Source organism: Cupriavidus sp. CER-90 (assembly GCF_057652055.1).
Map to the genome: position 1 here is coordinate 2,125,339 of NZ_JBYGYM010000002.1, position 22,154 is coordinate 2,147,492.

Sequence of the window (22,154 nt, forward strand, 5' to 3'; positions counted from 1 at the left end):
CAAACTGTCGGGACGCGACTTAGATGACTTAGATTTCGAGGTTGTCGATCAACCGCGTATTCCCCAGCTTGGCGGCGGTCAGCACCACGAGCGGTTCGCCGGCGGCGAATTCCTCGCGCGTCGGGGCCTGCAGGTTGCTGCGCTTGCGGATCGACACATAGTCGGGCTTCCAGCCGCGTGCCTGCAGCCGGCCCAGCGCGTCGGCCTCCACGGCCAGCAGATCGACGTGGCCGTTGCCCAGCACGGTGTCGCGCACCTCGTGCAGCGTCTTGTACAGGACCGGCGCTTCCTTGCGCTCGGCTTCGCCGAGATAGCGGTTGCGCGACGACAGCGCCAGGCCGTCTTCGTCCCGCACGGTTTCGGCCGGGATGATGTCCACGGGCAGCGCGAACTGCTGCGCCATGCGCCGCACGATCATCAACTGCTGGTAGTCCTTCTTGCCGAACACGGCCACGCGCGGCTGCACGCAGCAGAACAGCTTCATCACCACGGTGCAGACGCCCTTGAAGAACCCGGGACGGAATTCGCCTTCGAGGATGTCGCCCAGGTCGTGCGGCGGTTCCACGCGGTATTCCTGCGGCACCGGGTACATGTCGGCCTCGGTCGGCGCGAACAGCACGTACACCCCTTCGCTCTGCAGCTTTTCCACGTCGTCCTGCAGCGTGCGGGGGTACTTGTCGAAATCCTCGTTGGGGCCGAACTGCAGGCGGTTGACGAAGATCGACGCCACCACGGGGTCGCCATGCTGGCGGGCCAGGCGCATCAGCGACAGGTGGCCTTCATGCAGGTTGCCCATGGTGGGAACGAACGCCACGCGGTTCTGGCCGCGCAACTGGTCCCGCAATTCCTGGATGGAAGGAATGACTTTCATGAATGTGGTGTGCCGTCGTGGTTGGAGCGTGCCGCTGCGTGGCAGCTGGCGTGCCGGCTCTCTGGGATTGCATTGGCCGGCTGTCGGCGGATTGTAGAGCATCCACGCCGGTTCGGGCCCGGCGCTGGCGGGGAATTGTTCCGCGGGGTGGAAGGATCAGGCTGGCGTGTACGCCAATCGCACATAAATGGGTGCGAATGGCTCGGCCTGGGTGATCTCGACCAGCGCCTCGCGCGACAGTTCGAGCATGGCGATGAAGTTCACCACCACCACGGGCACCCCCTTGCCGGAGCGGATCGCGTCCTCGAACAGCTCGCTGAATTCCATGAAGCGGGCGTGCTGCAGGCGGCGCAGGATCTGGCTCATATGCTCGCGCACGGACAGTTCCTCGCGCGAGATCTTGTGGTGCTGGTTCAGTTTGGCGCGCTTGAGCACGTCGGCCCAGGCCGACTGCAGGTCCACCGTTTCCACATCGGGGAAACGCTGCACCAGGCTCTGTTCGATATAGACCTGCGAGCGCAGGAAATCGCGGCCCAGCTGCGGCACGGTGTCCAGGCGCTGGGCGGCCAGCTTCATCTGCTCGTATTCGAGCAGGCGGCGCACCAGTTCGGCACGCGGGTCCTCGGCTTCCTCGTCGCTGTCGGCCTTCTTGACCGGCAGCAGCATGCGCGACTTGATCTCGATCAGCATCGCCGCCATCAGCAGGTACTCGGCCGCCAGTTCCAGATTGGTCTGGCGAATCTGGTCGACGTACGAAAGATACTGACGCGTCACCTGGGCCATCGGGATGTCCAGGACGTTGAAGTTCTGCTTGCGGATCAGGTACAGCAGCAGGTCAAGCGGGCCTTCGAAGGCTTCCAGGAACACTTCCAGCGCATCGGGCGGGATGTACAGATCCTGGGGCAGCTTGAACAGCGGCTCGCCGTAGAGGCGGGCGAAGGCCATCCCGTCGACCATGTCGGCCGGATTGGCGCTGGCGCCGACAGGCTGCGCCACGCTGGGCAGCTCGACGGGCAGCGTCAGTTTTTCCTGCGCGCCGGGGTCCAGCGGATCGCTCGGATGCATCGGGATGGTCGTCGGCGTGGCCGGATGGCCGATCAGTTGTCGGACGAGTAGACGTACGGCTTCTGCGCCACGCGCGAGGCGTTGGCCTGGGCGCGTTCCTCGAGGTCGATCGGGGCCTTGTCCCACAGCAGGCCGCGGCCTTCGCGCTGCTCCGCTTCCAGCGACGGGCGCTCCTGCTTGAGCGTCTTCAGGAACTGGGTGATATCCGATTCGTACATGGCCATGATGAAACCTGTGCCCTTTGGGCGGGGTTGGGGATGACGGGGCAAGATTTTACCGTATCGGCAAGCCCGGCTGCCGGTGCGGACCCCGGAAACCCGAATTTTGGCGTCGGGATGGCCTTGCGGCGCCGGTGGTGTGGTCAAATAGCGACTTGATTCGGGAGCCACCAGGACGGATGACGATTGCTTTGGGCCGCTTGGCCGCACAGCCCGCCCCAGCCAAGGCGCCAGGCACCTCCGGCGGTGCCGGCCGGCTCTCGCGTATAGTCGCCACCCACGTCGCCACCCACGTCGCCACCCACCTCGCCACCGATGTCGCCAGCCGTGTCGCCGCCCAGGCCGCCGCCCTTGCCATCGCCCTGATGCTGCTGGTGGCCCCCTGGCAGCCCGCCCATGCCGCCAAGGCCCAGTACAAGGTCGAGATCGACGCGCCCAAGGCGCTGAAGGACATTCTCGAAGAACACCTCGACCTGTCGCGCTACACCACCCGCACCGATATTTCCGACGACCAGTTCCAGTACATGGTGGAAACCGTGGGCGACCAGGTGCGCCAGTTTGCTTCCACCGAAGGCTGGTTCGACCCGGTCACCAAGGCCACGGTGGAAGGCGAGGGCGACCATCGCGTGGTCCATATCAGCGTGGACCCCGGCGCGCGCACGGTGATCCGGCGCGCGGATGTCGAGGTAAGTGGCCCTGCCGCCACACTGTCGCCGGAGCAGGTGGAGCAGATGCGCCAGAAGTGGGGCCTGCCGGTGGGCCGGCCGTTCCGGCAGGCGGACTGGGACAAGGCCAAGGAAGACGCGCTGGTGCAACTGCAGAGCAAGAGCTACTACGGCGCCAGGTTGGCGTCGTCGCAGGCACGCATCGAACCCGACGAGCAGGCCGCCGACCTGCGGGCCCGGTACGAGAGCGGCCCGGCCTATGTGCTCGGACCGCTCGAGATCGAAGGCACGCGCCGCTATCCGGCCCAGATCATCCGCAACGTGAATCCGCTGAACGAGGGCGAGCCATACCGGGTGGAACGGCTGCTGGAATTCCAGCGGGCGGTCCAGAACCAGCCCTATTTCTCGAACGTGCAGGTCGAACTGCAGGAGCCGCCCGCCGCCACGTCGGCCGAGGCCGCCGCGCAGCAGCAGACCGTGACGGCGCCGGTCAAGGTGAAGGTGCGCGAATACCCGACGCACCGGCTCAGTTCCGGCGTCGGTTTCACCACCGATACCGGCGCCCAGGTGGAAGGCCGCTATTCGTACTACAACCTGTTCAACCGCGCCTGGGTGCTCGACTCGCAGGCCCGGATCGAACAGAAGCGCCAGTACGGGTTTGTGGAAATGGCGATGCCGCCAGATCCGCACACGTACCGCAACAGCATCTATACCAGCTACGAACGCCTGATCGACGTCGAGAGCACCGACACCAAGAGCTGGCGCGCCGGCCTGAAGCGTTCGCGGTCGCGCGAGAAGTACGACACCACGGTGTCGCTCGACTTCTACTATGACGTGCTGACGCCGTACGGCGAGCCCTCGCAGTACTCGAAAGCGCTGGTGCCGGCATTCGCCTGGACGCGCCGTGACGTGGACAACCCGGTCTTTCCGCGCCGGGGCAACGTGATCAACACCCAGATCGGCGTGGCCGCCAAGGGCGTGCTCAGCGACGCCACCTTCCTTCGCATGTATGGCCGGATCCGCCAGTACGTGCCGGTGGGCAACCGCGACCTGTTCGTGGCGCGGCTGGAACTGGGCGCCGACATGACGTCGAACGATCCGTCGCTGATTCCGGCCACGCTGCGCTTCCGCGCGGGCGGCACCGATTCGATCCGCGGCTACAGCTACCAGTCGATCGGCACGCCGTCCGGCAAGAGCGTGCTGCCGGCGCGCTACCTGGGCACGGGCAGCCTGGAATACCAGTACTGGTTCAAGCCCGAATGGGGCGCCGCCGTGTTCTGGGACATGGGTACCGCCACCAACAACCTGAACGGCATCAAGATCTACCACGGCGTGGGCGTGGGCGCGCGCTGGCGCAGCCCGGTGGGGCCGGTGCAGCTCGATGTCGGCTACGGCATCCAGCAGAAGCAGTTCCGGCCGCATATCTCGCTGGGGGTGGCGTTCTGATGAACATGCCGGACATGCCCCCCGTGCCGCGCGAGGGCCGCGACACGCCGCCCAAGCCTCGCCGCCCCCGCCGCCGGGTGTGGAAGGTGCTGGCCTGGCTGCTGGGCATCCTGCTGGTGCTGCTGATCGCGCTGGTCGCCACGGCCGTGGCGGCGTTGCGCACCGAGACCGGCACGCGCCATCTGTGGAACGTGGCCACGCGGCTGTCGGCAGGGATGCTTGCCGGCCAGCTGGATGGCGGCACCGTGGCCAACGGGCTGCGACTGCACGACGTGGTATTCGCCACGGTCGACACGCGCGTGACCATCGACCGGATCGACGCAAGGTGGGACGTGTCATGGTCGCCCACGCGGGTGCATGTGGCATGGCTGAAGCTGGGCAGGATCGACGCGCGCCTGCCGGCTTCCCCGCCGAGCACCGAACCGGCAAGGATGCCGCAGTCGCTGGAACTGCCGCTGGCTGTCGACGTGGACACGCTGACCGTCGCTGAGCTGTCGCTGCTGCAGGGGCCGGCCGCCACGTCGACCCCGCTGGTGCTGTCGGACCTGTCCGGTGCGCTGCATAGCGACGGCCAGCGCCATCGCGTGGTCGTGGACAAGGTCGTCACGCCATACGGCAAGCTGCAGGCCAACGCGCAGATCGGCGGCAAGACGCCGTTCCCGCTGACGGCCGAGGCGCTGCTGGAGGGCCGCTGGAAGGAAGAGACCTACGCGGTGTCCGCCACGGCCAGCGGATCGCTGGAACAGCTGCGGGCCGAACTGGAAGCCAGCGGCGACCGTATCCGGGCGCGCGGCAATGCCGATGTGACACCGTTCGGCAAGGTGCCGTTCACGCACCTGATTGTCGATGGCGAGCACATCAACCCGCGCCTGTTCAGCCCCACCGCGCCGCAGGCCAATCTGACCGTCCATGCGGAACTGCGCCCGGTGGAATCGGTGCCGCCGCCGCCCGAGGTGGCCAAACCGAAGCCCGGTGAATCGACCGCCAGCGCCGTGGCCGCCGCATCGGCCGCGTCGGCATCGGCGCCCGTGCCCACACCGGCGGCCCCCACCAGAAACCCGCTGGCCGTGGCCGGCGACGTCAGCGTGCGCAACCTGGAGCCGGGCCCGATCGACAAGGAACGCCTGCCCGTGCATGCCGTGCAGGCGCGCGTCGAGCTGAGCGAATTGACGCAGACGCTGCGCGACCTGCGAATCCAGCTGCCGGGCCGCGCCGAGATCGTCGGGCAGGGCACGCTGCGCGAAGGGCGGGGCGGCTTCGATCTCGATGTCCGGCACCTCGATGCCGCCGCGCTGCATACCGGCATGGTGGCCACGAACCTGTCCGGCCCGGTGATCCTGCGGCTGGAGCCCGGCCGCCAGAGTGTGGCGCTGGATGTGGCCGGCGGCGAGATCAAGCTGTTCGCCGATGCCCGGATCGACGAAGACGCGGTCACGCTCAAGGCGCTGCGGGCGGGCCTGGGCAGCGGCACGCTGACCGCCGACGGCAAGCTCGGGCTGAAGGACGAGCAGCCGTTCGACTTCAAGGGCAAGCTCGCCAATTTCGACCCGGCACGGCTGGCCAAGGTGGCGCCGGGCCGGATCAATGCCGAGTTTTCGACGAAGGGCTCGCTGGAGAAAGTGCTACGTGTGGCGCTCGACTTCGCGCTGGGCGAGAGCGAATACGCGGGGCTGCCGATGACCGGCAACGGCAAGGTGCGGCTGGAGGGCGAGCGCCTGCTGCCCAGCCAGGCATCGCTGCTGATGGCCGGTAACCAGGTGAACCTGAATGGCAGCTTCGGCGCGCGCGGGGACAGCCTCAAAGTCAACATCGACGCCCCGCAACTGGACCGCCTGAAGTTCGGCGTCGGCGGGCGTGCGAAGGTGGACGCGGTGGTCACGGGCACGCTGAAGAAGCCCGAGGTGGTCGGTGACTACAGCGCGCAGTCGCTGGTGGTGGGGCCGCACAAGGTGGCCAGCGCCAACGGCCATGTGGAACTGCGCGGCGGGCTGAACGGGACGCTGTCGGCGCAACTGGCCGCGCGCGACTATCACGGGCCGCAGGCCACGGTGCGCACGCTCGACGCCAACCTGAGCGGCACCCAGGCCGATCACACTTTCGACGCCAAGGCAGCCGGCACGATGCACGAACGCCCGCTGCAGCTGTCGCTGTCGGGGCAGGGCGCGTGGCGCGGCGACAAGGGCTGGACCGGCACCATCCGCACGTTGGAGGAAAGCGGCACGGCCAAGGTCCGGCTCCTCTCGCCCACCCAGCTGATGGTGGCGGACCGCCATATCCGGCTGGGGCAGACGCGGTTGCAGTTCGAGCGCGCGACGATGAATATCGAAGGCTTCGAGTTCGATCACGGCCGTATCCGCACGCAGGGCGCGTTCAACGGCGTGGAAGTGGGCAACATCATCAAGCTGGTGGAGACGTTCACCGGCGAATCGCAGCCGGTGCGCTCGGACCTGGTGCTCGATGGCGGCTGGAACCTGACGCTGGCCGAAACCGCCGCCGGATTTGCCGAAGTCCGGCGCCGCAGCGGCGATGCGTCGGTCAATGCGGGCCGGGGCTGGACCACGCTGGGCCTGAGCGACACGGCGCTGCGGGCCGAGTTCAGCGGCAATCGCGTGACGCTGCGCGGCGGCAGCACCTCGCAACGGATCGGCAAGGTGACCGTCGATGCATCGGCGGGGCTGGTCAGCGAACAGGGCCTGTTGACGGTGGGGCCGGCATCGACGCTCGGCGGCACGGTCACGGCCGACATCCCGCGCCTGAAATCGCTGGAGGCGCTCAGCGGCCCGCAGTACGCGCTCGAAGGCAAGCTGGCCGCGGCCCTGCAACTGGCCGGCACGGTGGGCAAACCGCTGCTGACCGGCGCCATCGACGGCAACGGGATCGGCGTCACGCTGTACGACCTGGGTATCCGCCTGACCGACGGCGAAGTGCACGTGGTGCTGGACCAGAACACCGTGGAACTGAAGCAGGTGCGATTCCGGGGCGGCGACGGCACGCTGACGGCCACTGGCGCGGTGAAGCTGGGCGAGACCGATCCGAACCTGACCGGCCGCATCGTTGCCGACAAGCTGCAGCTGTTTGCCAGCCCCGAGCGCACGCTGATCGTGTCCGGCGAGGCCGGCATCGCCAACGAGAACAAGCTGATCGCCATCCGTGGCAAGTTCCGCGTGGATCGCGGCCTGTTCGACCTGCCCAAGGCCAGCGCGCCGGTGCTGGGCGACGACGTGGTCGTGGTGCGCCGCAAGGACGAACGTGCCCTGAAGACCGCCGCCACGCCGGTGGTGCCCGAGTCCAGGCCGGCCAGCCGCTTCAGCCCGCTGATCGACGTGACGATCGACCTGGGCGACAACTTCCGCTTCCGGGGGGCCGGCGCCGACATTCTGCTGGCCGGCCAGCTGGGCATCAAGAGCGAGCCGCTGGCGCCGATGCGGGCCACGGGCACGGTGCGCGTGGTGGAGGGCACCTACGAGGCCTTCGGCCGCAAGCTCGATATCGAACGGGGCACGATCAACTTCAACGGTCCGGTGGACAACCCGAACATGTTCATCCGCGCCCTGCGCCGCAACCAGGAGGTGGAAGCGGGCGTGGAAGTCACCGGCACGGTACGGCTGCCGCGCGTGCGGCTGGTGTCGGAGCCGAACGTGCCCGACGAGGACAAGCTGTCGTGGCTGATGTTCGGCTACGGCGCGGAGAGCGCGGGGTCCAGCCAGCAACGCCAGCTCAGCGGCGGCGCCATCGGCGGGGCGGCGCTGGGCATGATCGGCGGCAAGGCCGGCAAGAGCGTGGTGTCGCATTTCGGCATCGACGAATTCTCGATCGGACCCAGCACGGCCGGCCTGAACGACCAGCAGGTGGTCAGCATCGGCAAGGCGGTGTCCGACCAGATTTCGGTCGGCTACGAGCAAAGCCTGACGTCGGCATCGAACGTGGTGAAGCTGACCTGGGCGTTCTCGCGGCGCTGGTCGCTGATTGCCAAGGGCGGATCGATCAACGGCCTGTCGGTGCTGTTCAACCGCCGGTTCAACAATTGGGATACGCTGTTTGCCGGCGATTCGCGCCGGCGCCGCAATGCGGCGGCCGATGCCGCCGCGGACGGCGCCAGCGCACCGGCCGGCGATCCCGTCGAAGCCATCAAACGATGAAGCCAATCCTTGCGAGGCTCGCGATGCCACCTTTCCACCACGCGTCTCGCCGACGCCTTGCCGCCATGGGACTGATTGCCAGCCTGCTTGCCCTGTTCGGATGCGACCAGCAGAAGGTCGACGAAGCCATGAAGAAGGCGAAATCGGTGGCCACCGACACCTGGAACAGCGTGAAGCCCGACAGCCAGCTGTTCAAGGGCATCGAGATCGGCAAATCCACCGAGGACGATGTGCGGCGCCAGGCCGGCAAGCCCGAGATCGTCTGGGAAGAACCGGACGGCGGCCGCCGCCTGGAATACCCGCGCGGCCCCGAAGGCGCCACCACATGGATGGTGACGACCAACGCCGACGGCACCGTGCGCGCCATCGAACAGGTGCTGACGGCCGACAATTTCGCAAAAGTACGACCCGGCATGAACAAGGACCAGATCCGCCGGATGCTGGGCAAGCCGACCAAGGTCGAGGCGTTCCGCCTCAAGCAGGAAGAGGTGTGGGGCTACCGCTGGTTCGAAAGCCCGACGGACCGGGCCTTCTTCAACGTGCACTTCAACAACGACGGCACGGTGACCACCACGTCGCGCAGCGACGATCCGTCGAAACGGCAGGGCGGGTAAATGACGCGCTGAGGTGTCGAGGGGAACGGTTGGGGGGAGTTTGATGCCGCGTTGGTTGTCTCTGTAGTGGTCAAGTTTTTTCAGACAGGTGTTAGGGTGGTCTGTTGGAACTTGTCCTCGTAGTCTGTTGGCGACGCGTAGCCCAGTGTCGAATGCAAGCGCACCGGGTTGTAGAAGCCCACGATGTACTGCGTGATGTCGCGCCGGGCTTCGGCCCGGTCGGCGTACCGCCTCTGCCAGACCCGCTCCATCTTCAGGTTCAGGAAGAAGCGTTCGGCTACGGCGTTATCCCAGCAATCGCCCGACCGGCTCATGCTGCAAACCAGGCCGTGGCGCGCTAGCAACCCCTGGTACTCCTCGCTTGCATACTGGCTGCCCCGGTCCGAATGCACGATCAGTCCGGGCGCCGGATTGCGCTGCAGGATGGCCATCTTCAAGGCCGACGCCACCAGCGCGGCCGGCATGGCCGCTGCGCTGGCCCAGCCCACGACCTTGCGCGAATACAGGTCCAACACCACCGCCAGATACAACCAGCCTTCCCCCGTGCGCACATACGTGATGTCCGACACCCAGGCCCGGTTGGGCTGTGCGGGCCTGAACTGCCTGCTCAGCACGTTCGGCGCCATCGGCCTGCCATGCCGGCTGTCAGTCGTCGCCACGAACTTGCGCTTCCACACCGGGCGCAGATTCTCCTGGCGCATCAGCGTGCGGGCTCGATAGCGCCCGATCTTCATCCCCTGTTTGTCCAGATCCTGCGCCACGCGCCGGCTGCCGTAGGTACGTCCGCTGGCCTCGAACGCCGCCCGCACATACACCGCCTGCCGCAAGGCCTTCTCCTTGGCGGCAGGCGCGCGCCCGGCCGCGTAATAACCCGCCCGGCTCACGCCCAGCACCCGGCATGCCCGACTGATGGAGATCGCCTCCTTCTGCAATCCGCTAACCACTCGATAGATCACTTGAGTTCGCGGGCGAAGAAGGCCGATGCCTTTTTTAGGATCAGATTGTCCTCCTTCAGGCGGCGGTTTTCCTCTTCGAGCTGGCGAATGCGCTGCTGCTCAGGCGTCAGCGGCTTGCCCACTCCCTTGCCGCCAGCCACTTCAAGGTCGTACTGGACCAGCCACCGGCGTAAGGCGGTCTCGCCAATCGCCATCGTGTGGCAAACCTCGGCGACCGATAGGCCCTGATCCCGGACCATCCGGACTACCTCCAGCTTGAAGGCGGCGTCAAACTTGCGGCGTTGCTTTGTCATGTCGTCTTTCCTCGTCGATCGTGATTTTCCACCTATCGACCTGTCTGAGGAAATTGGACCACTACACTCCCCTCTCCCGCGAAGTGGGAGAGGGGCGGGGGAGAGGGCAACGCGGCGCTGCTTGCCGACCTGTCCCAATTTGAACCGCTGCGCCCTCTCCCCCAACCCCTCTCCCGCCCGGCGGGAGAGGGGAGCGGTGGGTGGGAGTTTGATGCCGCGTGTGTTGTCTCCCCTCTCCCGCGAAGTGGGAGAGGGGCGGGGGAGAGGGCAACGCGGCGCTGCTTGCCGACCTGTCTCAATTTGAACCACTGCGCCCTCTCCCCCAACCCCTCTCCCGCCCGCGGGAGAGGGGAGCGGTGGGTGGGAGTTTGATGCCGCGCGGGTTGTCTCCCCTCTCCCGCGAAGTGGGAGAGGGGCGGGGGAGAGGGCAACGCGGCTCTGCTTGCCGACCTGTCTCAATTTGAACCGCTGCGCCCTCACCCCCAACCCCTCTCCCGCCGGCGGGAGAGGGGAGCGGTGGGTGGGAGTTTGATGCCGCGTGGGTTGTCTCCCCTCTCCCGCGAAGTGGGAGAGGGGAGCGATCACAGGCTTTAACGAATCCGCATGCCGGGCACAGCCCCGCTATGCGGCTCCAGGATATACAGCCCCGGATTGGCCTTCTCGTCGGCGGCCGAGGCGGCCAGCACCATGCCTTCGGACATGCCGAACTTCATCTTGCGCGGCGCCAGGTTGGCCACCACCACGGTCAGCTTGCCCACCAGCTGCTCGGGCGTGTAGGCCGACTGGATGCCCGAGAACACATTGCGCGTCTTGCCTTCGCCCAGGTCCAGCGTCAGCTGCAGCAGCTTGTTCGAACCTTCCACCTTCTGGCATTCGACGATCTTCGCCACGCGCAGGTCGATCTTCGCGAAGTCGTCGATCGTGATGGTTTCGCCAATCGGCTCGATCGATGCGGTGGCTGCCGTATCGGCGGCCGGGGCTGCGCCCGAGGCCTGGAGCGATTCCTTGTTGGCGGCCAGCAGCGCGTCGATCTGCTTGGTGTCCACACGGGTCATCAGGTGCTGGTAGGCCTGGATCGGGCGGTCGGCCGACAGTTGGCGGTCGATGCCGCGCCAGTCGAGCGGCTCGATGTTCAGGAACGACTCCACGCCGGCAGCCACGGTCGGCACCACGGGCTTCAGGTAGACCGTCAGCAGGCGGAACGCTTCGAGCGAAACCGAGCACGCGGCGTGCAGGGCGTCGCGCTTGCTCTCGTCCTTGGCCAGCTCCCACGGCTTGTTGGTGTCGACGAACGCGTTCACGGCGTCGGTCAGCTCCATCACCAGGCGCAGCGCCTTGCTGTACTCGCGGCCTTCGTAATACGCGGCGATCTGCGGTGCGGCCTGGCGCAGTTGTTCCAGCAGCGGATTGGCCAGCGCGGCTTCGTTCACCTTGCCGTCGAATCGCTTGACCAGGAAGCCGGCCGCGCGGCTGGCGATGTTCACGTACTTGCCGATCAGGTCGCTGTTCACGCGCGCGACAAAGTCGTCCAGGTTCAGGTCCAGGTCTTCCATGCTGGCGTTGAGCTTGGCGGCGAAGTAGTAACGCAGCCATTCCGGATTCATGCCGGTGTCGATGTAGCTCTGCGCGGTGATGAACGTGCCGCGCGACTTGCTCATCTTGGCGCCGTCCACGGTCAGGAAGCCGTGCGCGAACACGTTGGTCGGGGTGCGATAGCCCGAGAACTTCAGCATCGCGGGCCAGAACAGCGTGTGGAAGTACAGGATGTCCTTGCCGATGAAGTGGTACTGCTCGGCGGTCGAGTGCGGGCCCACCCACGCGTCGAAGTCGATGCCGCGCTTGGCCGCCAGGTTCTTGAAGCTGGCGTAGTAGCCGATCGGCGCGTCCAGCCACACGTAGAAGTACTTGCCGGGCGCGCCCGGGATCTCGAAGCCGAAGTAGGGCGCGTCGCGCGAGATATCCCAGTCGGACAGCGTCGAGGCCTCGCCTTCCGCGCCCAGCCATTCCTGCATCTTGTTGCTGGCCTCGGGCTGGGCCAGGTCGGCCACCCATTCGCGCAGGAACGTCTCGCAGCGCGGGTCGGACAGCTTGAAGAAGAAGTGCGTGGACGACTTGCGCACCGGCGTGGCGCCGGAGACCACCGAATACGGATTTTTCAGGTCGGTCGGCACATACGTGGTGCCGCATACTTCACACGAATCGCCGTACTGGTCCTTGGCGCCGCACTTCGGGCACTCGCCCTTGATGAAGCGGTCCGGCAGGAACATGTTCTTGACCGGGTCAAAGAACTGCTCGACATCGCGCTCGGCGATCAGGTCCTGGCCCTTCAGCGACAGGTAGATCTTTTCGCAGAGTTCGCGGTTTTCCTCGGCGTCGGTGCTGTAGTAGTTGTCAAACGACACCAGGAAGCTGTCGAAGTCGCGCTTGTGCTCGGTCCAGACGCGGTCGATCAGCTGCTTGGGCGTGATGCCTTCCTTTTCCGCCCGCAGCATGACTGGGGTGCCATGGGTGTCGTCGGCGCCGACGTAGTAGACCTCGTTGCCCATCATGCGCTGGAAACGCACCCAGATGTCGGTCTGGATGTACTCCACCAGGTGGCCGATATGGATCTGGCCGTTGGCGTACGGCAGGGCAGAGGTAACGAGAATGCGGCGTGCGGTCATGAAAAGAGCCGTTCAGTGGGGTGTCGATGCGCGGCCGGCGGCTGCCGGACGAAGGAACCGGCTATTTTAGCAACTGCCCGGCCAGATTGCTCGGAATGGCGTCGAACGCGGCACAATTGGCGCCCAATCTCGCTGAAATGACACGGCGGATGGCACGATCCGCAGAGAAACGGGCAAAAAAAAGCGCCGGTTAGGTACCGGCGCAGCTTTCCACAACGGAAAAGGAGGAGAAATCAGGTACCGCCCGGGAGGTCAGCCACCCATCGCGAGCCAGCAACGGTGGCAAGCGGTACCTGAACTCTATGACTGGTCACCCGGAAATTGGTTTCAAGAAAATTTCGACGCGACGATTTTGTGCCCGTCCGGCCTCGGTGGCGTTGTCCGCCACGGGCTGGGTCTGGCCCCGGCCTTCGGCCGTCAGGCGGTTGCGCGCCACGCCATGGTCACCCAGGTAGGCGGCCACGCTCTGCGCGCGGCGTTGCGACAGCTGCATGTTGTAGCTCGGGTTGCCGGTGCTGTCGGTATGGCCCACGACGTTGGCGGACACGTCCTGGTGCTGGCCCAGCGTCTGCGAAACCTGGTCGAGCACCGTGCGGAACGACGGCTTGATCGTGGCGCTGTCGGTATCGAACGTCACCTGGCTCGGGATATTGACCTTCAGCGAGCCGTCCGGCTGCTCGGTGATCTGCGTGCCGGTGCCGGCCGTATCCTTGTTCAGCTTGCCGCGGATGGCGTTCCAGTTGTAACCGGCGGTGCCGCCCAGCGCGCCGCCCACGGCCGCGCCGACCAGCGTGCCCGTGGTGTTGCCGCCGATCAGGTTGCCCAGTCCAGCCCCCACGGCCGCGCCCACGCCGGTGCCGACCGCGGTATGGGTCTGCTGTTCGGTGGCACAACCTGCCAGGGCGGCAGCGGCGACGATCGAGACGGTAACGAGCTTGAGGTTCATGCTTTCTCCTTCTGGTGATACCCGTAAATGTTTGGCCAACGGCATGTCGCATGGTAACGCCTGCCGCCGAAGGGCAGCCGGGGCGCGACAAGTTTCAACATGCGTATGAAAACGCTCAGGCCGGGCCGTGCGCTGACGCACAGGGGCACAGGGCCGGAGCGCCGCAAGGCCGGCGCACTACAATAGGCAGATGGCGCCAGCCGCACAAGCCCAGGAGTGTGAGAGATGTAAATGTATGTAAATCCACACTTAATCAAGGGTTAAATCGGGCGGCGTCCCACGGTGCGTGCGGACCTGCTACCGTGACTGCTGCCGGTAGACGTTCTGTTGCGACGTCTTTTGCTACATTACGCGCCTCGCATCCCCCCACTATTTCATTCCCAGAGCGGAGTCTGCCTTGAGTCTCACCACTGAACAGGTAACCGAAGTCCTGCGTACGGTCATCGATCCCAATACGGGCAAGGACCTCGTGTCCACGCGGTCGGCCCGCAACGTGCGGGTCGATGGCGGCAACGTGTCCGTGGAGGTGGAGCTCGGTTACCCGGGCAAGAGCCAGTTCGACCTGATCCGCGGCCTCGTGACCGATGCCGTGCGCAAGCTGGACGCCGCCGCCAATGTCAGCGTGGCGGTGTCGATGAAGATCGTCGCCCACGCGGTGCAGCGTGGCGTGAAGCTGTTGCCCGGCGTGCGCAATGTGATCGCCGTGGCATCCGGCAAGGGCGGCGTGGGCAAGTCCACCACGGCCGTGAACCTCGCGCTGGCCCTGGCCGCCGAGGGCGCGCGCGTGGGCATGCTCGATGCCGATATCTATGGCCCGAGCCTGCCGATGATGCTGGGCATCAGCGGCCGCCCGGAATCGACCGACGGCCAGACCATGATGCCGCTGCAGGGCCATGGGCTGCAGGCCAATTCGATCGGTTTCCTGATCGAGCAGGACAACCCGATGGTCTGGCGGGGCCCGATGGTGACCTCCGCGCTGGAGCAACTGCTGCGCCAGACCAACTGGACGGACCTCGATTACCTGATCGTCGACATGCCGCCCGGCACCGGCGACATCCAGCTGACGCTGTCGCAGAAGGTGCCGGTTACCGGCGCGGTGATCGTGACCACGCCTCAGGACATCGCCCTGCTGGACGCCCGCAAGGGGCTCAAGATGTTCGAGAAGGTCGGCATCCCGATTCTCGGCATCGTCGAGAACATGGCCGTCTACTGCTGCCCGAACTGCGGCCATACCGAACACATCTTCGGTGCCGGCGGTGCCCAGAAAATGAGCGCCGACTATGGCGTGGACGTGCTGGGCAGCCTGCCGCTGAACCTGTCGATCCGCGAGCAGGCCGATTCGGGCCACCCGACCGTGGTGGCCGACCCCGATGGCCAGATCGCCGGCATCTATCGCGAAGTGGCGCGCAAGGTGGCCATCAAGGTCGCCGACAAGGCGCGCGACATGAGCAACAAGTTCCCGAGCATCGTGGTTCAGAACACCTGAAGCGTTTGACGGGCCGCAAAAAATGGGAGGCTGTCCGACATTGTCGTGCCGGGCGCCTGTCCTACAATCCACACGGCAAGGCGTCGACGTTCACGCGCGGGCATCGCGCACACAAGCAAGAAGAGGAGGAACGGCATGAAACGTGTACTTTTCGGATTGACCGTCGCTGCTGCCGCGGTGCTGGCGGCCGGTTGTGCGCAGACTGACAAGCGCCCGTCGGCAGCGCCCACGGCCAGCGCGGCCATGGCGGCTCCGGGCGCCACCCGGGCCGCCGCGCCGCTGGCGTCCAAAAGCGGCACCAATACCGGTGGGCGCGTCACGTTCGAGCAGCAGCCGGGCGGCGGGGTGATGGTGGTGGTGGCGGTGACCGGCCTGCCGCCGGGCACCACGCACGGCTTCCATATCCACGAAACGGGCGATTGCTCGGCGCCGGACGGCATGAGCGCGGGCGGCCACTTCAATCCGGGCGCCAAGCCGCATGGCCAGATGTCGATGCCTGAACACCATGCCGGCGACATGAACAACCTGACGGCCGACTCCGCCGGCAATGCGCGCGCGCAGTTCGTGATGAGCGATGTGACCGTGGGCGCCGGGCCGAACAGCGTGGTGGGCCGTTCGGTAATCGTCCACAAGGACCCGGACGACTATCGCACCCAGCCCACGGGCAATGCCGGTGGGCGCATCGCCTGCGGCGTGATTGCGGCAATCTGATTCGGCGACCTGATCCGGCGACCTGATTCGGCGATCTGATGTGCCGACCTGGGGCCGGGCGCCGGCAGCCCCGGTCGGCCCGTCTTCGGCCAGACGGGACAAGGGTGTCCGGCCTGCATTGACGTCGCCGGGGGCACGTCGGGTTTCCCCCGGGGTCCGCCCGGCGAATGGTTGTACAATGCGCCCCATTCCAGCGGCGCCGGGCAATGGCCGGCCAGCCGTCCGACCCCCCTGCCACGTCTATATGAGCATCAAATCCGACAAGTGGATCCGCCGCATGGCGGAACAGCACGGCATGATCGAACCGTTCGAGCCCGCCCAGGTACGGGAATCGGACGGGCGCAAGATCGTTTCCTATGGCACGTCGAGCTACGGCTACGACATCCGGTGCGCCGACGAATTCAAGATCTTCACGAACATCAACAGCACCATCGTCGATCCGAAGAACTTCGACGAGAAGTCGTTCGTGGACTTCAAGGGTGACGTCTGCATCATCCCGCCGAACTCGTTCGCGCTGGCCCGCACGATGGAGTACTTCCGGATTCCGCGCAGCGTGCTGACCATCTGCCTGGGCAAGAGCACGTACGCGCGCTGCGGCATCATCGTCAACGTGACGCCGTTCGAGCCCGAATGGGAAGGCTATGTGACGCTGGAGTTCTCGAACACCACGCCGCTGCCCGCCAAGATCTACGCCGGCGAGGGCTGCGCCCAGGTGCTGTTCTTCGAATCGGACGAGATCTGCGAGACCTCGTATGCGGACCGCGGCGGCAAGTATCAGGGCCAGCACGGTGTCACGCTGCCGAAGACCTGACGGCCTGTCATTTTCCTGTCTCACAATGCCGGCGTGTGCATCGCGCCGGCGGCGCCACCGGGCGCGACAGCCCGGGCGCCAGACCTGACGAACGAGCCACATGTCGCTGTTGCGGGAACCTCCCGGCGGCCATGTGGCTCAAGTCTTTACAAGCACCCTCATCAAGGATTGCCCGATGAAATTCCGCTTCCCCGTCATCATCATCGATGAAGACTTCCGTTCCGAGAACATTTCCGGCTCGGGCATTCGCGCACTGGCCGAGGCCATCGAGCGCGAGGGCATGGAAGTGATGGGTCTGACCAGCTATGGCGACCTGACATCGTTCGCCCAGCAGGCCAGCCGGGCGTCCACGTTTATCGTGTCGATCGACGACGACGAGTTCGTGCGCGCCGACGATCAGCCCGAAGCCGCCGCCATCGAGAAGCTGCGCGCGTTCGTGAATGAAGTGCGCCGCCGCAACACGGACCTGCCGATCTTCCTGTACGGCGAAACGCGCACTTCGCGTCACATTCCGAACGATATCCTGCGCGAACTGCACGGCTTCATCCACATGTTCGAGGACACCCCCGAATTCGTGGCGCGCCATATCATCCGCGAGGCCAAGGTCTATCTGGACACGCTGGCCCCGCCGTTCTTCAAGGCGCTGATCGACTACGCGCAGGACAGTTCGTACTCGTGGCACTGCCCGGGCCATTCGGGCGGCGTGGCGTTCCTGAAGAGCCCGGTGGGGCAGGTCTTCCACCAGTTCTTCGGCGAGAACATGCTGCGCGCCGACGTCTGCAACGCCGTGGAAGAACTGGGCCAGCTGCTGGACCACACCGGCCCGGTGGCGGCGTCCGAGCGCAATGCCGCGCGCATCTTCAATTCGGACCACATGTTCTTCGTGACCAACGGCACGTCGACGTCGAACAAGATGGTCTGGCACGCCAACGTGGCGCCGGGCGACATCGTGGTGGTGGACCGCAACTGCCACAAGTCGATCCTGCACGCGATCATGATGACCGGCGCGATCCCGGTGTTTCTGATGCCGACGCGCAACCACTACGGCATCATCGGCCCGATTCCGAAGAGCGAGTTCGATCCGGAGACCATCCGCAAGAAGATCGAGAACCATCCGTTCGCCAGCAAGGCCAAGAACCAGAAGCCGCGCATCCTGACGATCACGCAGGGCACGTACGACGGCGTGCTGTACAACGCCGAGCAAATTAAGGAAATGCTGACGTCCGAGATCGACACGCTGCATTTCGACGAAGCCTGGCTGCCGCACGCCGCGTTCCACGATTTCTACCGCAATATGCACGCGATCGGCCGTGACCGGCCGCGCAGCAAGGACGCGCTGGTGTTCGCCACGCAGTCCACGCACAAGCTGCTGGCCGGCCTGTCGCAGGCATCGCAGATCCTGGTGCAGGATTCCGAGACCCGCAAGCTGGACCGCTACCGTTTCAACGAGGCGTACCTGATGCACACCTCGACGAGCCCGCAGTACTCGATCATTGCGTCGTGCGACGTGGCGGCTGCCATGATGGAAGCCCCGGGCGGCACTGCGCTGGTCGAGGAAAGCATTGCCGAGGCGCTGGACTTCCGCCGCGCCGTGCGCAAGGTCGAGGCGGACTACGACGTCGTGAACAACGGCGACTGGTGGTTCAAGGTCTGGGGCCCGGACACGCTGGCCGAGGAAGGCGTGCCCGACCGCGACGAATGGATGCTCAAGGCCAACGAGCGGTGGCACGGCTTCGGCGACCTGGCCGATGGCTTCAACCTGCTGGACCCGATCAAGGCCACCATCATCACCCCGGGCCTGGACGTGGACGGCGAGTTCAGCGAACGCGGCATCCCGGCGGCCATCGTCACCAAGTACCTGGCCGAGCACGGCATCATCATCGAGAAGACGGGCCTGTACTCGTTCTTCATCATGTTCACGATCGGCATCACCAAGGGCCGCTGGAACTCGCTGGTGACCGAGCTGCAGCAGTTCAAGGACGACTACGACCAGAACCAGCCGCTGTGGCGCGTGCTGCCCGAGTTCGTCGGCAAGTATCCGCAGTACGAGCGGATGGGCCTGCGCGACCTGTGCGACGCCATCCACAGCGTCTACAAGGCCAACGACGTGGCCCGCGTGACCACCGAAATGTACCTGTCGGACATGGAACCGGCGATGAAGCCGTCGGACGCCTGGGCGATGATGGCGCACCGCGAGATCGAGCGCGTGCCCGTGGACGAGCTGGAAGGCCGCGTGACCGCCATCCTGCTGACGCCGTACCCGCCGGGCATTCCGCTGCTGATCCCGGGCGAACGCTTCAACCGCACCATCGTGCAGTACCTCAAGTTCGCGCGCGAGTTCAACAAGCTGTTCCCGGGCTTCGAGACCGATATCCACGGCCTGGTGGAAGACGAGATCGACGGCCAGACGGCGTACTTCGTGGACTGCGTGAAGCAGTAAGCGGATTTCGCTCAATAAGAAAACCCCCGTGCCGCGAGGCCGGGGGTTTTTTGTTTGGGCGTGGTCAGTCGGGAAGGGCCTTGCCCTCTCCCCCGCCCCTCTCCCGCTCGCGGGAGAGGGGAGAACACCGAGGGGATTTCGGAGACTGCCGGTCTGCTTCCCCCTCCCCCACGGCGGGAAAGGCGAGAACACCGGGGGGAATTTCAGAGACTGCCGGTCTGCTCCCCTCGCCCGCAAGGCGGGAGAGGGGCCGGGGGAGAGGGCAAGCACATCGCCTGCCAACCACGCTTCAATCCAGCCTACTTGCCCTTCTCGAACTGGAACTGCGGTGCGGCGGGCTCGCTTTCGGTACTGCTGCCCGGCAGCTCCAGCGTGCCCGGTGTCGATGCCGGCCCGCCCGGTTTGCTCTCGCTTTCCTGCCCCCCAAGCGGAATACTGACTTCGGCGGAATTACTATGCTTGAGCGATCCCTTGTCCAGCAGTCCAGTCACCATGCCCGGCCAGAACATCACCAGCAGCACCATCACCAGTTGCAGGCCCACCCAGGGCAGCGCGCCCCAGTAGATGTCCGAGCTTTTGACTTCCTTCGGCGCGATGCCGCGCAGGTAGAACAGCGCGAAACCGAACGGCGGGTGCATGAACGACGTCTGCATGTTCACGCACAGCATCACGCCGAACCAGACCAGCGCGGCGGTGGCGGCGGCCTCGGGGTTGCCGCCCATCGAATCGGCCACCACCGGCGCCAGGACCTTGACCGCCACCGGGGCCAGCATCGGCACCACGATGAACGCGATTTCGAAGAAGTCCAGGAAGAACGCCAGGAAGAAGATAAACAGGTTGACCACGATCAGGAAGCCGATCCAGCCGCCCGGCAGCGAGGTGAACAGGTGCTCCACCCACGCCCCTCCGTCCACGCCCTGGAACACCACCGAGAAGCAGGTGGAGCCGATCAGGATGAACACCACCATTGCCGTGATCCGGGCGGTGGACTGGTAGGCCTCGACGATCAGCAGGCGCAGGTCGGTCAGCTGTCCGGCGCGGACCAGCAGCCAGAGCACCACCAGGTAAGCCACGGCCAGCGGAATCCGGAAGACATGCGAGCCAAACGCGAACACGCCCACGGCCGCCGCCGCCAGCGTGGCGCCGATGCCGATGCGGTAGATGTTGCGGTCGATCCGGTTGAAGCCCTTGTCCCGGATCACGGCCAGCACCAGCGCGCCGACGGCGCCCATCGCGCCCGATTCGGTCGGCGTGGCAATGCCCAGCATGATCGTGCCCAGTACCAGGAAGATCAGCACCGCGCAGGGGATGATGCCGCGCAGGCACTTGCCCCACAGCGCCCAGCCGCGCAGCGTGCGGGCTTCGGGCGGCACCGGCGGCAGCCAGTCGGGCTTGATGCGGGTCAAAACGAAGGTATAGAGCGCGAACAGCGCAATCTGCACGACCGACGGCCCCCAGGCGCCCAGGTACATGCTGCCGACGTCGGCGCTGCCCAGCGGCGTCTTGAGCTGGTCGGCCAGTACCACCAGCACCAGCGATGGCGGCACCAGCTGCGTGATGGTGCCCGATGCGGCCAGCACGCCCGTGGCGTACTTCATGTTGTAGCGGTAGCGCATCATCACGGGCAGCGAGATCATCGCCATGGCGATCACCTGCGCGGCCACCGTGCCGGTGATCGCGCCGAGGATGAAGCCGACGATGATCACCGAGTAGCCCAGACCGCCCCGCACCGGGCCGAACAGCTGGCCCATCGAATCGAGCATGTCCTCCGCGAGCCCGCATTTCTCGAGGATCGCGCCCATGAAGGTGAAGAACGGAATCGCCAGCAGCAGTTCGTTGGCCAGCACGCTGCCGAACACCCGGCTGGGCACGGCCTGCAGGAACTGCAACGGGAAGTAGCCCCATTCGATGGCCAGGAAGCCGAAGGCCAGGCCCACCGCCGAGAGCGAGAATGCGACCGGGAACCCGATCAGCATGAATACCACCAGGCCGCCGAACATCAGCGGCGGCATATATTCCAATGGAATCATTATTGCACCGGCCTTTCGTATTTCGATTCGATGCGCACCAGGCCCTTCAGGGCGGCGAAGCGCTTGATCAGTTCGGAAATCCCCTGCAGCGTCAGCAGGGCAAAGCCGATGGGCACCACGAGCTTGATCGGATAACGGGGCAGGCCGCCCGAGTTACCCGACTGCTCGAGAATGCGCCACGAAGGCAGGAACAGCGATTCCCACGACAACCACGTGAACAGGATCGTCGACGGCAGCAGGAATACCACGATGCCGAAGATGTCGATCCAGTGCTGCGCGCGTTCCGACACGTTGCCGTAGATCAGGTCCACGCGCACGTGCTCATTGCGCTGGAACGTGTACGACGCGCCGAACATCACGGCAATGGCAAACATGTACCACTGCAGCTCCAGCGGCCAGTTGTCGCTAAGGTTGAAGCCGTAACGAAGCAGGGCGTTCCCTGCGCTGATCAGGCACGACAGCAGGATCATGATGTTTGCAAGCCTGCCCGTGTGCTGATTCAACCTGTCGATCTGCCGTGACAGACCAAGCAAGTAGTTCATGGGTTGTCTCCCCCGGTTTTATGCGCCGATTAGTGTATCTGTAACAATTTATGTGGGCGCTAGGGGATTGTCCTATCGCGCCTGTTTGGACGCATGTTTTTGCTCCCCTCTCCCGCCCGGCGGGAGAGGGGTTGGGGGAGAGGGGAGGAGGCTGAATCCGCGACAGGTCTGAGCTGGAACCGCAATGCCCTCTCCCCCGCCCCTCTCCCGCAAGCGGGAGAGGGGCGAGAACCCATGGCCAAACAAAAAGCCGCTGGC

At 65.7% G+C, this 22,154-nt stretch carries 15 protein-coding genes; 7 read left to right on the forward strand and 8 right to left on the reverse strand.

The window, feature by feature from the left end; all coding sequences use genetic code 11:
• Positions 1–28: 28 nt before the first annotated feature.
• The 3 genes from panC to AC24R4_RS20420 form a co-directional block, all read right to left on the reverse strand.
• Entirely contained in the window at positions 29–871 is an 843-nt protein-coding gene (gene panC, locus AC24R4_RS20410) for a pantoate--beta-alanine ligase (RefSeq protein ID WP_400394662.1), read from the reverse strand.
• Between the two features lie 156 nt (positions 872–1,027).
• The gene (locus tag AC24R4_RS20415) at positions 1,028–1,936 is read right to left on the reverse strand and encodes a segregation and condensation protein A (protein WP_066731933.1); all 909 of its coding nucleotides are present in this window, start codon (positions 1,934–1,936) and stop codon (positions 1,028–1,030) included.
• Between the two features lie 32 nt (positions 1,937–1,968).
• Positions 1,969–2,160 carry a DUF3460 family protein gene (locus tag AC24R4_RS20420; protein ID WP_153947417.1) on the reverse strand — a complete coding sequence of 64 codons (192 nt, stop codon included), beginning with the start codon at positions 2,158–2,160 and terminating at the stop codon, positions 1,969–1,971.
• Positions 2,161–2,519: 359 nt separating this feature from the next.
• Here AC24R4_RS20420 and AC24R4_RS20425 point away from each other — a divergent pair, with 359 nt between their 5' ends.
• From AC24R4_RS20425 to bamE, 3 genes are all read left to right on the forward strand, one after another.
• Complete coding sequence (locus AC24R4_RS20425; RefSeq protein WP_487523969.1) at positions 2,520–4,265, forward strand: autotransporter assembly complex protein TamA; 1,746 nt, start codon at positions 2,520–2,522, stop codon at positions 4,263–4,265.
• On the forward strand, positions 4,265–8,404 hold the full coding sequence (locus tag AC24R4_RS20430; RefSeq protein WP_487523518.1) for a translocation/assembly module TamB domain-containing protein: 4,140 nt from the start codon (positions 4,265–4,267) through the stop codon (positions 8,402–8,404). The genes AC24R4_RS20425 and AC24R4_RS20430 overlap by 1 nt, the downstream gene beginning before the upstream one ends.
• A gap of 65 nt (positions 8,405–8,469) precedes the next feature.
• Positions 8,470–9,018: an outer membrane protein assembly factor BamE domain-containing protein gene (gene bamE, locus AC24R4_RS20435; protein ID WP_400395862.1), complete on the forward strand. Its 549-nt coding sequence runs from the start codon at positions 8,470–8,472 to the stop codon at positions 9,016–9,018.
• Between the two features lie 80 nt (positions 9,019–9,098).
• Here bamE and AC24R4_RS20440 read toward each other — a convergent pair.
• The 3 genes from AC24R4_RS20440 to AC24R4_RS20450 all read right to left on the reverse strand — a co-directional run bounded on the left by AC24R4_RS20440 (position 9,099) and on the right by AC24R4_RS20450 (position 13,876).
• Positions 9,099–10,267 (reverse strand): IS3 family transposase gene (locus tag AC24R4_RS20440; protein ID WP_487522791.1). Its coding sequence is split into 2 segments (ribosomal slippage): positions 9,099–10,000 and positions 10,000–10,267, totalling 1,170 coding nucleotides; the frame shifts between segments, so codons are not numbered across the junction.
• Positions 10,268–10,857: 590 nt separating this feature from the next.
• Complete coding sequence (gene metG / locus AC24R4_RS20445; protein WP_400396052.1) at positions 10,858–12,930, reverse strand: methionine--tRNA ligase; 2,073 nt, start codon at positions 12,928–12,930, stop codon at positions 10,858–10,860.
• A gap of 310 nt (positions 12,931–13,240) precedes the next feature.
• Entirely contained in the window at positions 13,241–13,876 is a 636-nt protein-coding gene (locus AC24R4_RS20450; RefSeq protein WP_153950271.1) for a YiaD family glycine zipper/OmpA-like lipoprotein, read from the reverse strand.
• Between the two features lie 397 nt (positions 13,877–14,273).
• Here AC24R4_RS20450 and apbC point away from each other — a divergent pair, with 397 nt between their 5' ends.
• The 4 genes from apbC (at position 14,274) to AC24R4_RS20470 (ending at position 19,324) form a co-directional block, all read left to right on the forward strand.
• Positions 14,274–15,362 carry an iron-sulfur cluster carrier protein ApbC gene (apbC, locus tag AC24R4_RS20455; RefSeq protein ID WP_153950270.1) on the forward strand — a complete coding sequence of 363 codons (1,089 nt, stop codon included), beginning with the start codon at positions 14,274–14,276 and terminating at the stop codon, positions 15,360–15,362.
• A 135-nt stretch (positions 15,363–15,497) separates the two neighbouring features.
• The gene (locus AC24R4_RS20460) at positions 15,498–16,073 is read left to right on the forward strand and encodes a superoxide dismutase family protein (RefSeq protein WP_487523519.1); all 576 of its coding nucleotides are present in this window, start codon (positions 15,498–15,500) and stop codon (positions 16,071–16,073) included.
• Between the two features lie 244 nt (positions 16,074–16,317).
• The gene (dcd, locus tag AC24R4_RS20465; RefSeq protein ID WP_400395778.1) at positions 16,318–16,884 is read left to right on the forward strand and encodes a dCTP deaminase; all 567 of its coding nucleotides are present in this window, start codon (positions 16,318–16,320) and stop codon (positions 16,882–16,884) included.
• A gap of 175 nt (positions 16,885–17,059) precedes the next feature.
• A complete protein-coding gene (locus AC24R4_RS20470; RefSeq protein WP_400395780.1) occupies positions 17,060–19,324 on the forward strand; it encodes an Orn/Lys/Arg family decarboxylase in 2,265 nt (754 codons plus the stop codon).
• A 299-nt stretch (positions 19,325–19,623) separates the two neighbouring features.
• On the opposite strand, the gene AC24R4_RS20475 is transcribed toward AC24R4_RS20470, so the two are convergent.
• Complete coding sequence (locus AC24R4_RS20475) at positions 19,624–21,354, reverse strand: TRAP transporter large permease (protein ID WP_400396384.1); 1,731 nt, start codon at positions 21,352–21,354, stop codon at positions 19,624–19,626.
• Positions 21,354–21,896 carry a TRAP transporter small permease subunit gene (locus tag AC24R4_RS20480; protein ID WP_061952677.1) on the reverse strand — a complete coding sequence of 181 codons (543 nt, stop codon included), beginning with the start codon at positions 21,894–21,896 and terminating at the stop codon, positions 21,354–21,356. Before AC24R4_RS20480 ends, AC24R4_RS20475 begins: the two co-directional genes overlap by 1 nt.
• Between the last annotated feature and the right edge of the window lie 258 nt (positions 21,897–22,154).

Coding starts and splice junctions, on each gene's coding strand:
- AC24R4_RS20450 (WP_153950271.1), bottom strand. CDS start 13,876: ATGAACCTCAAGCTCGTTACCGTCTCGATCGTCGCCGCTGCCGCCCTG.
- metG (WP_400396052.1), bottom strand. CDS start 12,930: ATGACCGCACGCCGCATTCTCGTTACCTCTGCCCTGCCGTACGCCAAC.
- AC24R4_RS20430 (WP_487523518.1), top strand. CDS start 4,265: ATGAACATGCCGGACATGCCCCCCGTGCCGCGCGAGGGCCGCGACACG.
- AC24R4_RS20480 (WP_061952677.1), bottom strand. CDS start 21,896: ATGAACTACTTGCTTGGTCTGTCACGGCAGATCGACAGGTTGAATCAG.
- bamE (WP_400395862.1), top strand. CDS start 8,470: ATGGGACTGATTGCCAGCCTGCTTGCCCTGTTCGGATGCGACCAGCAG.
- AC24R4_RS20470 (WP_400395780.1), top strand. CDS start 17,060: ATGAAATTCCGCTTCCCCGTCATCATCATCGATGAAGACTTCCGTTCC.
- AC24R4_RS20420 (WP_153947417.1), bottom strand. CDS start 2,160: ATGGCCATGTACGAATCGGATATCACCCAGTTCCTGAAGACGCTCAAG.
- AC24R4_RS20425 (WP_487523969.1), top strand. CDS start 2,520: ATGCTGCTGGTGGCCCCCTGGCAGCCCGCCCATGCCGCCAAGGCCCAG.
- AC24R4_RS20475 (WP_400396384.1), bottom strand. CDS start 21,354: ATGATTCCATTGGAATATATGCCGCCGCTGATGTTCGGCGGCCTGGTG.
- panC (WP_400394662.1), bottom strand. CDS start 871: ATGAAAGTCATTCCTTCCATCCAGGAATTGCGGGACCAGTTGCGCGGC.
- dcd (WP_400395778.1), top strand. CDS start 16,318: ATGAGCATCAAATCCGACAAGTGGATCCGCCGCATGGCGGAACAGCAC.
- AC24R4_RS20415 (WP_066731933.1), bottom strand. CDS start 1,936: ATGCATCCGAGCGATCCGCTGGACCCCGGCGCGCAGGAAAAACTGACG.
- AC24R4_RS20460 (WP_487523519.1), top strand. CDS start 15,498: ATGAAACGTGTACTTTTCGGATTGACCGTCGCTGCTGCCGCGGTGCTG.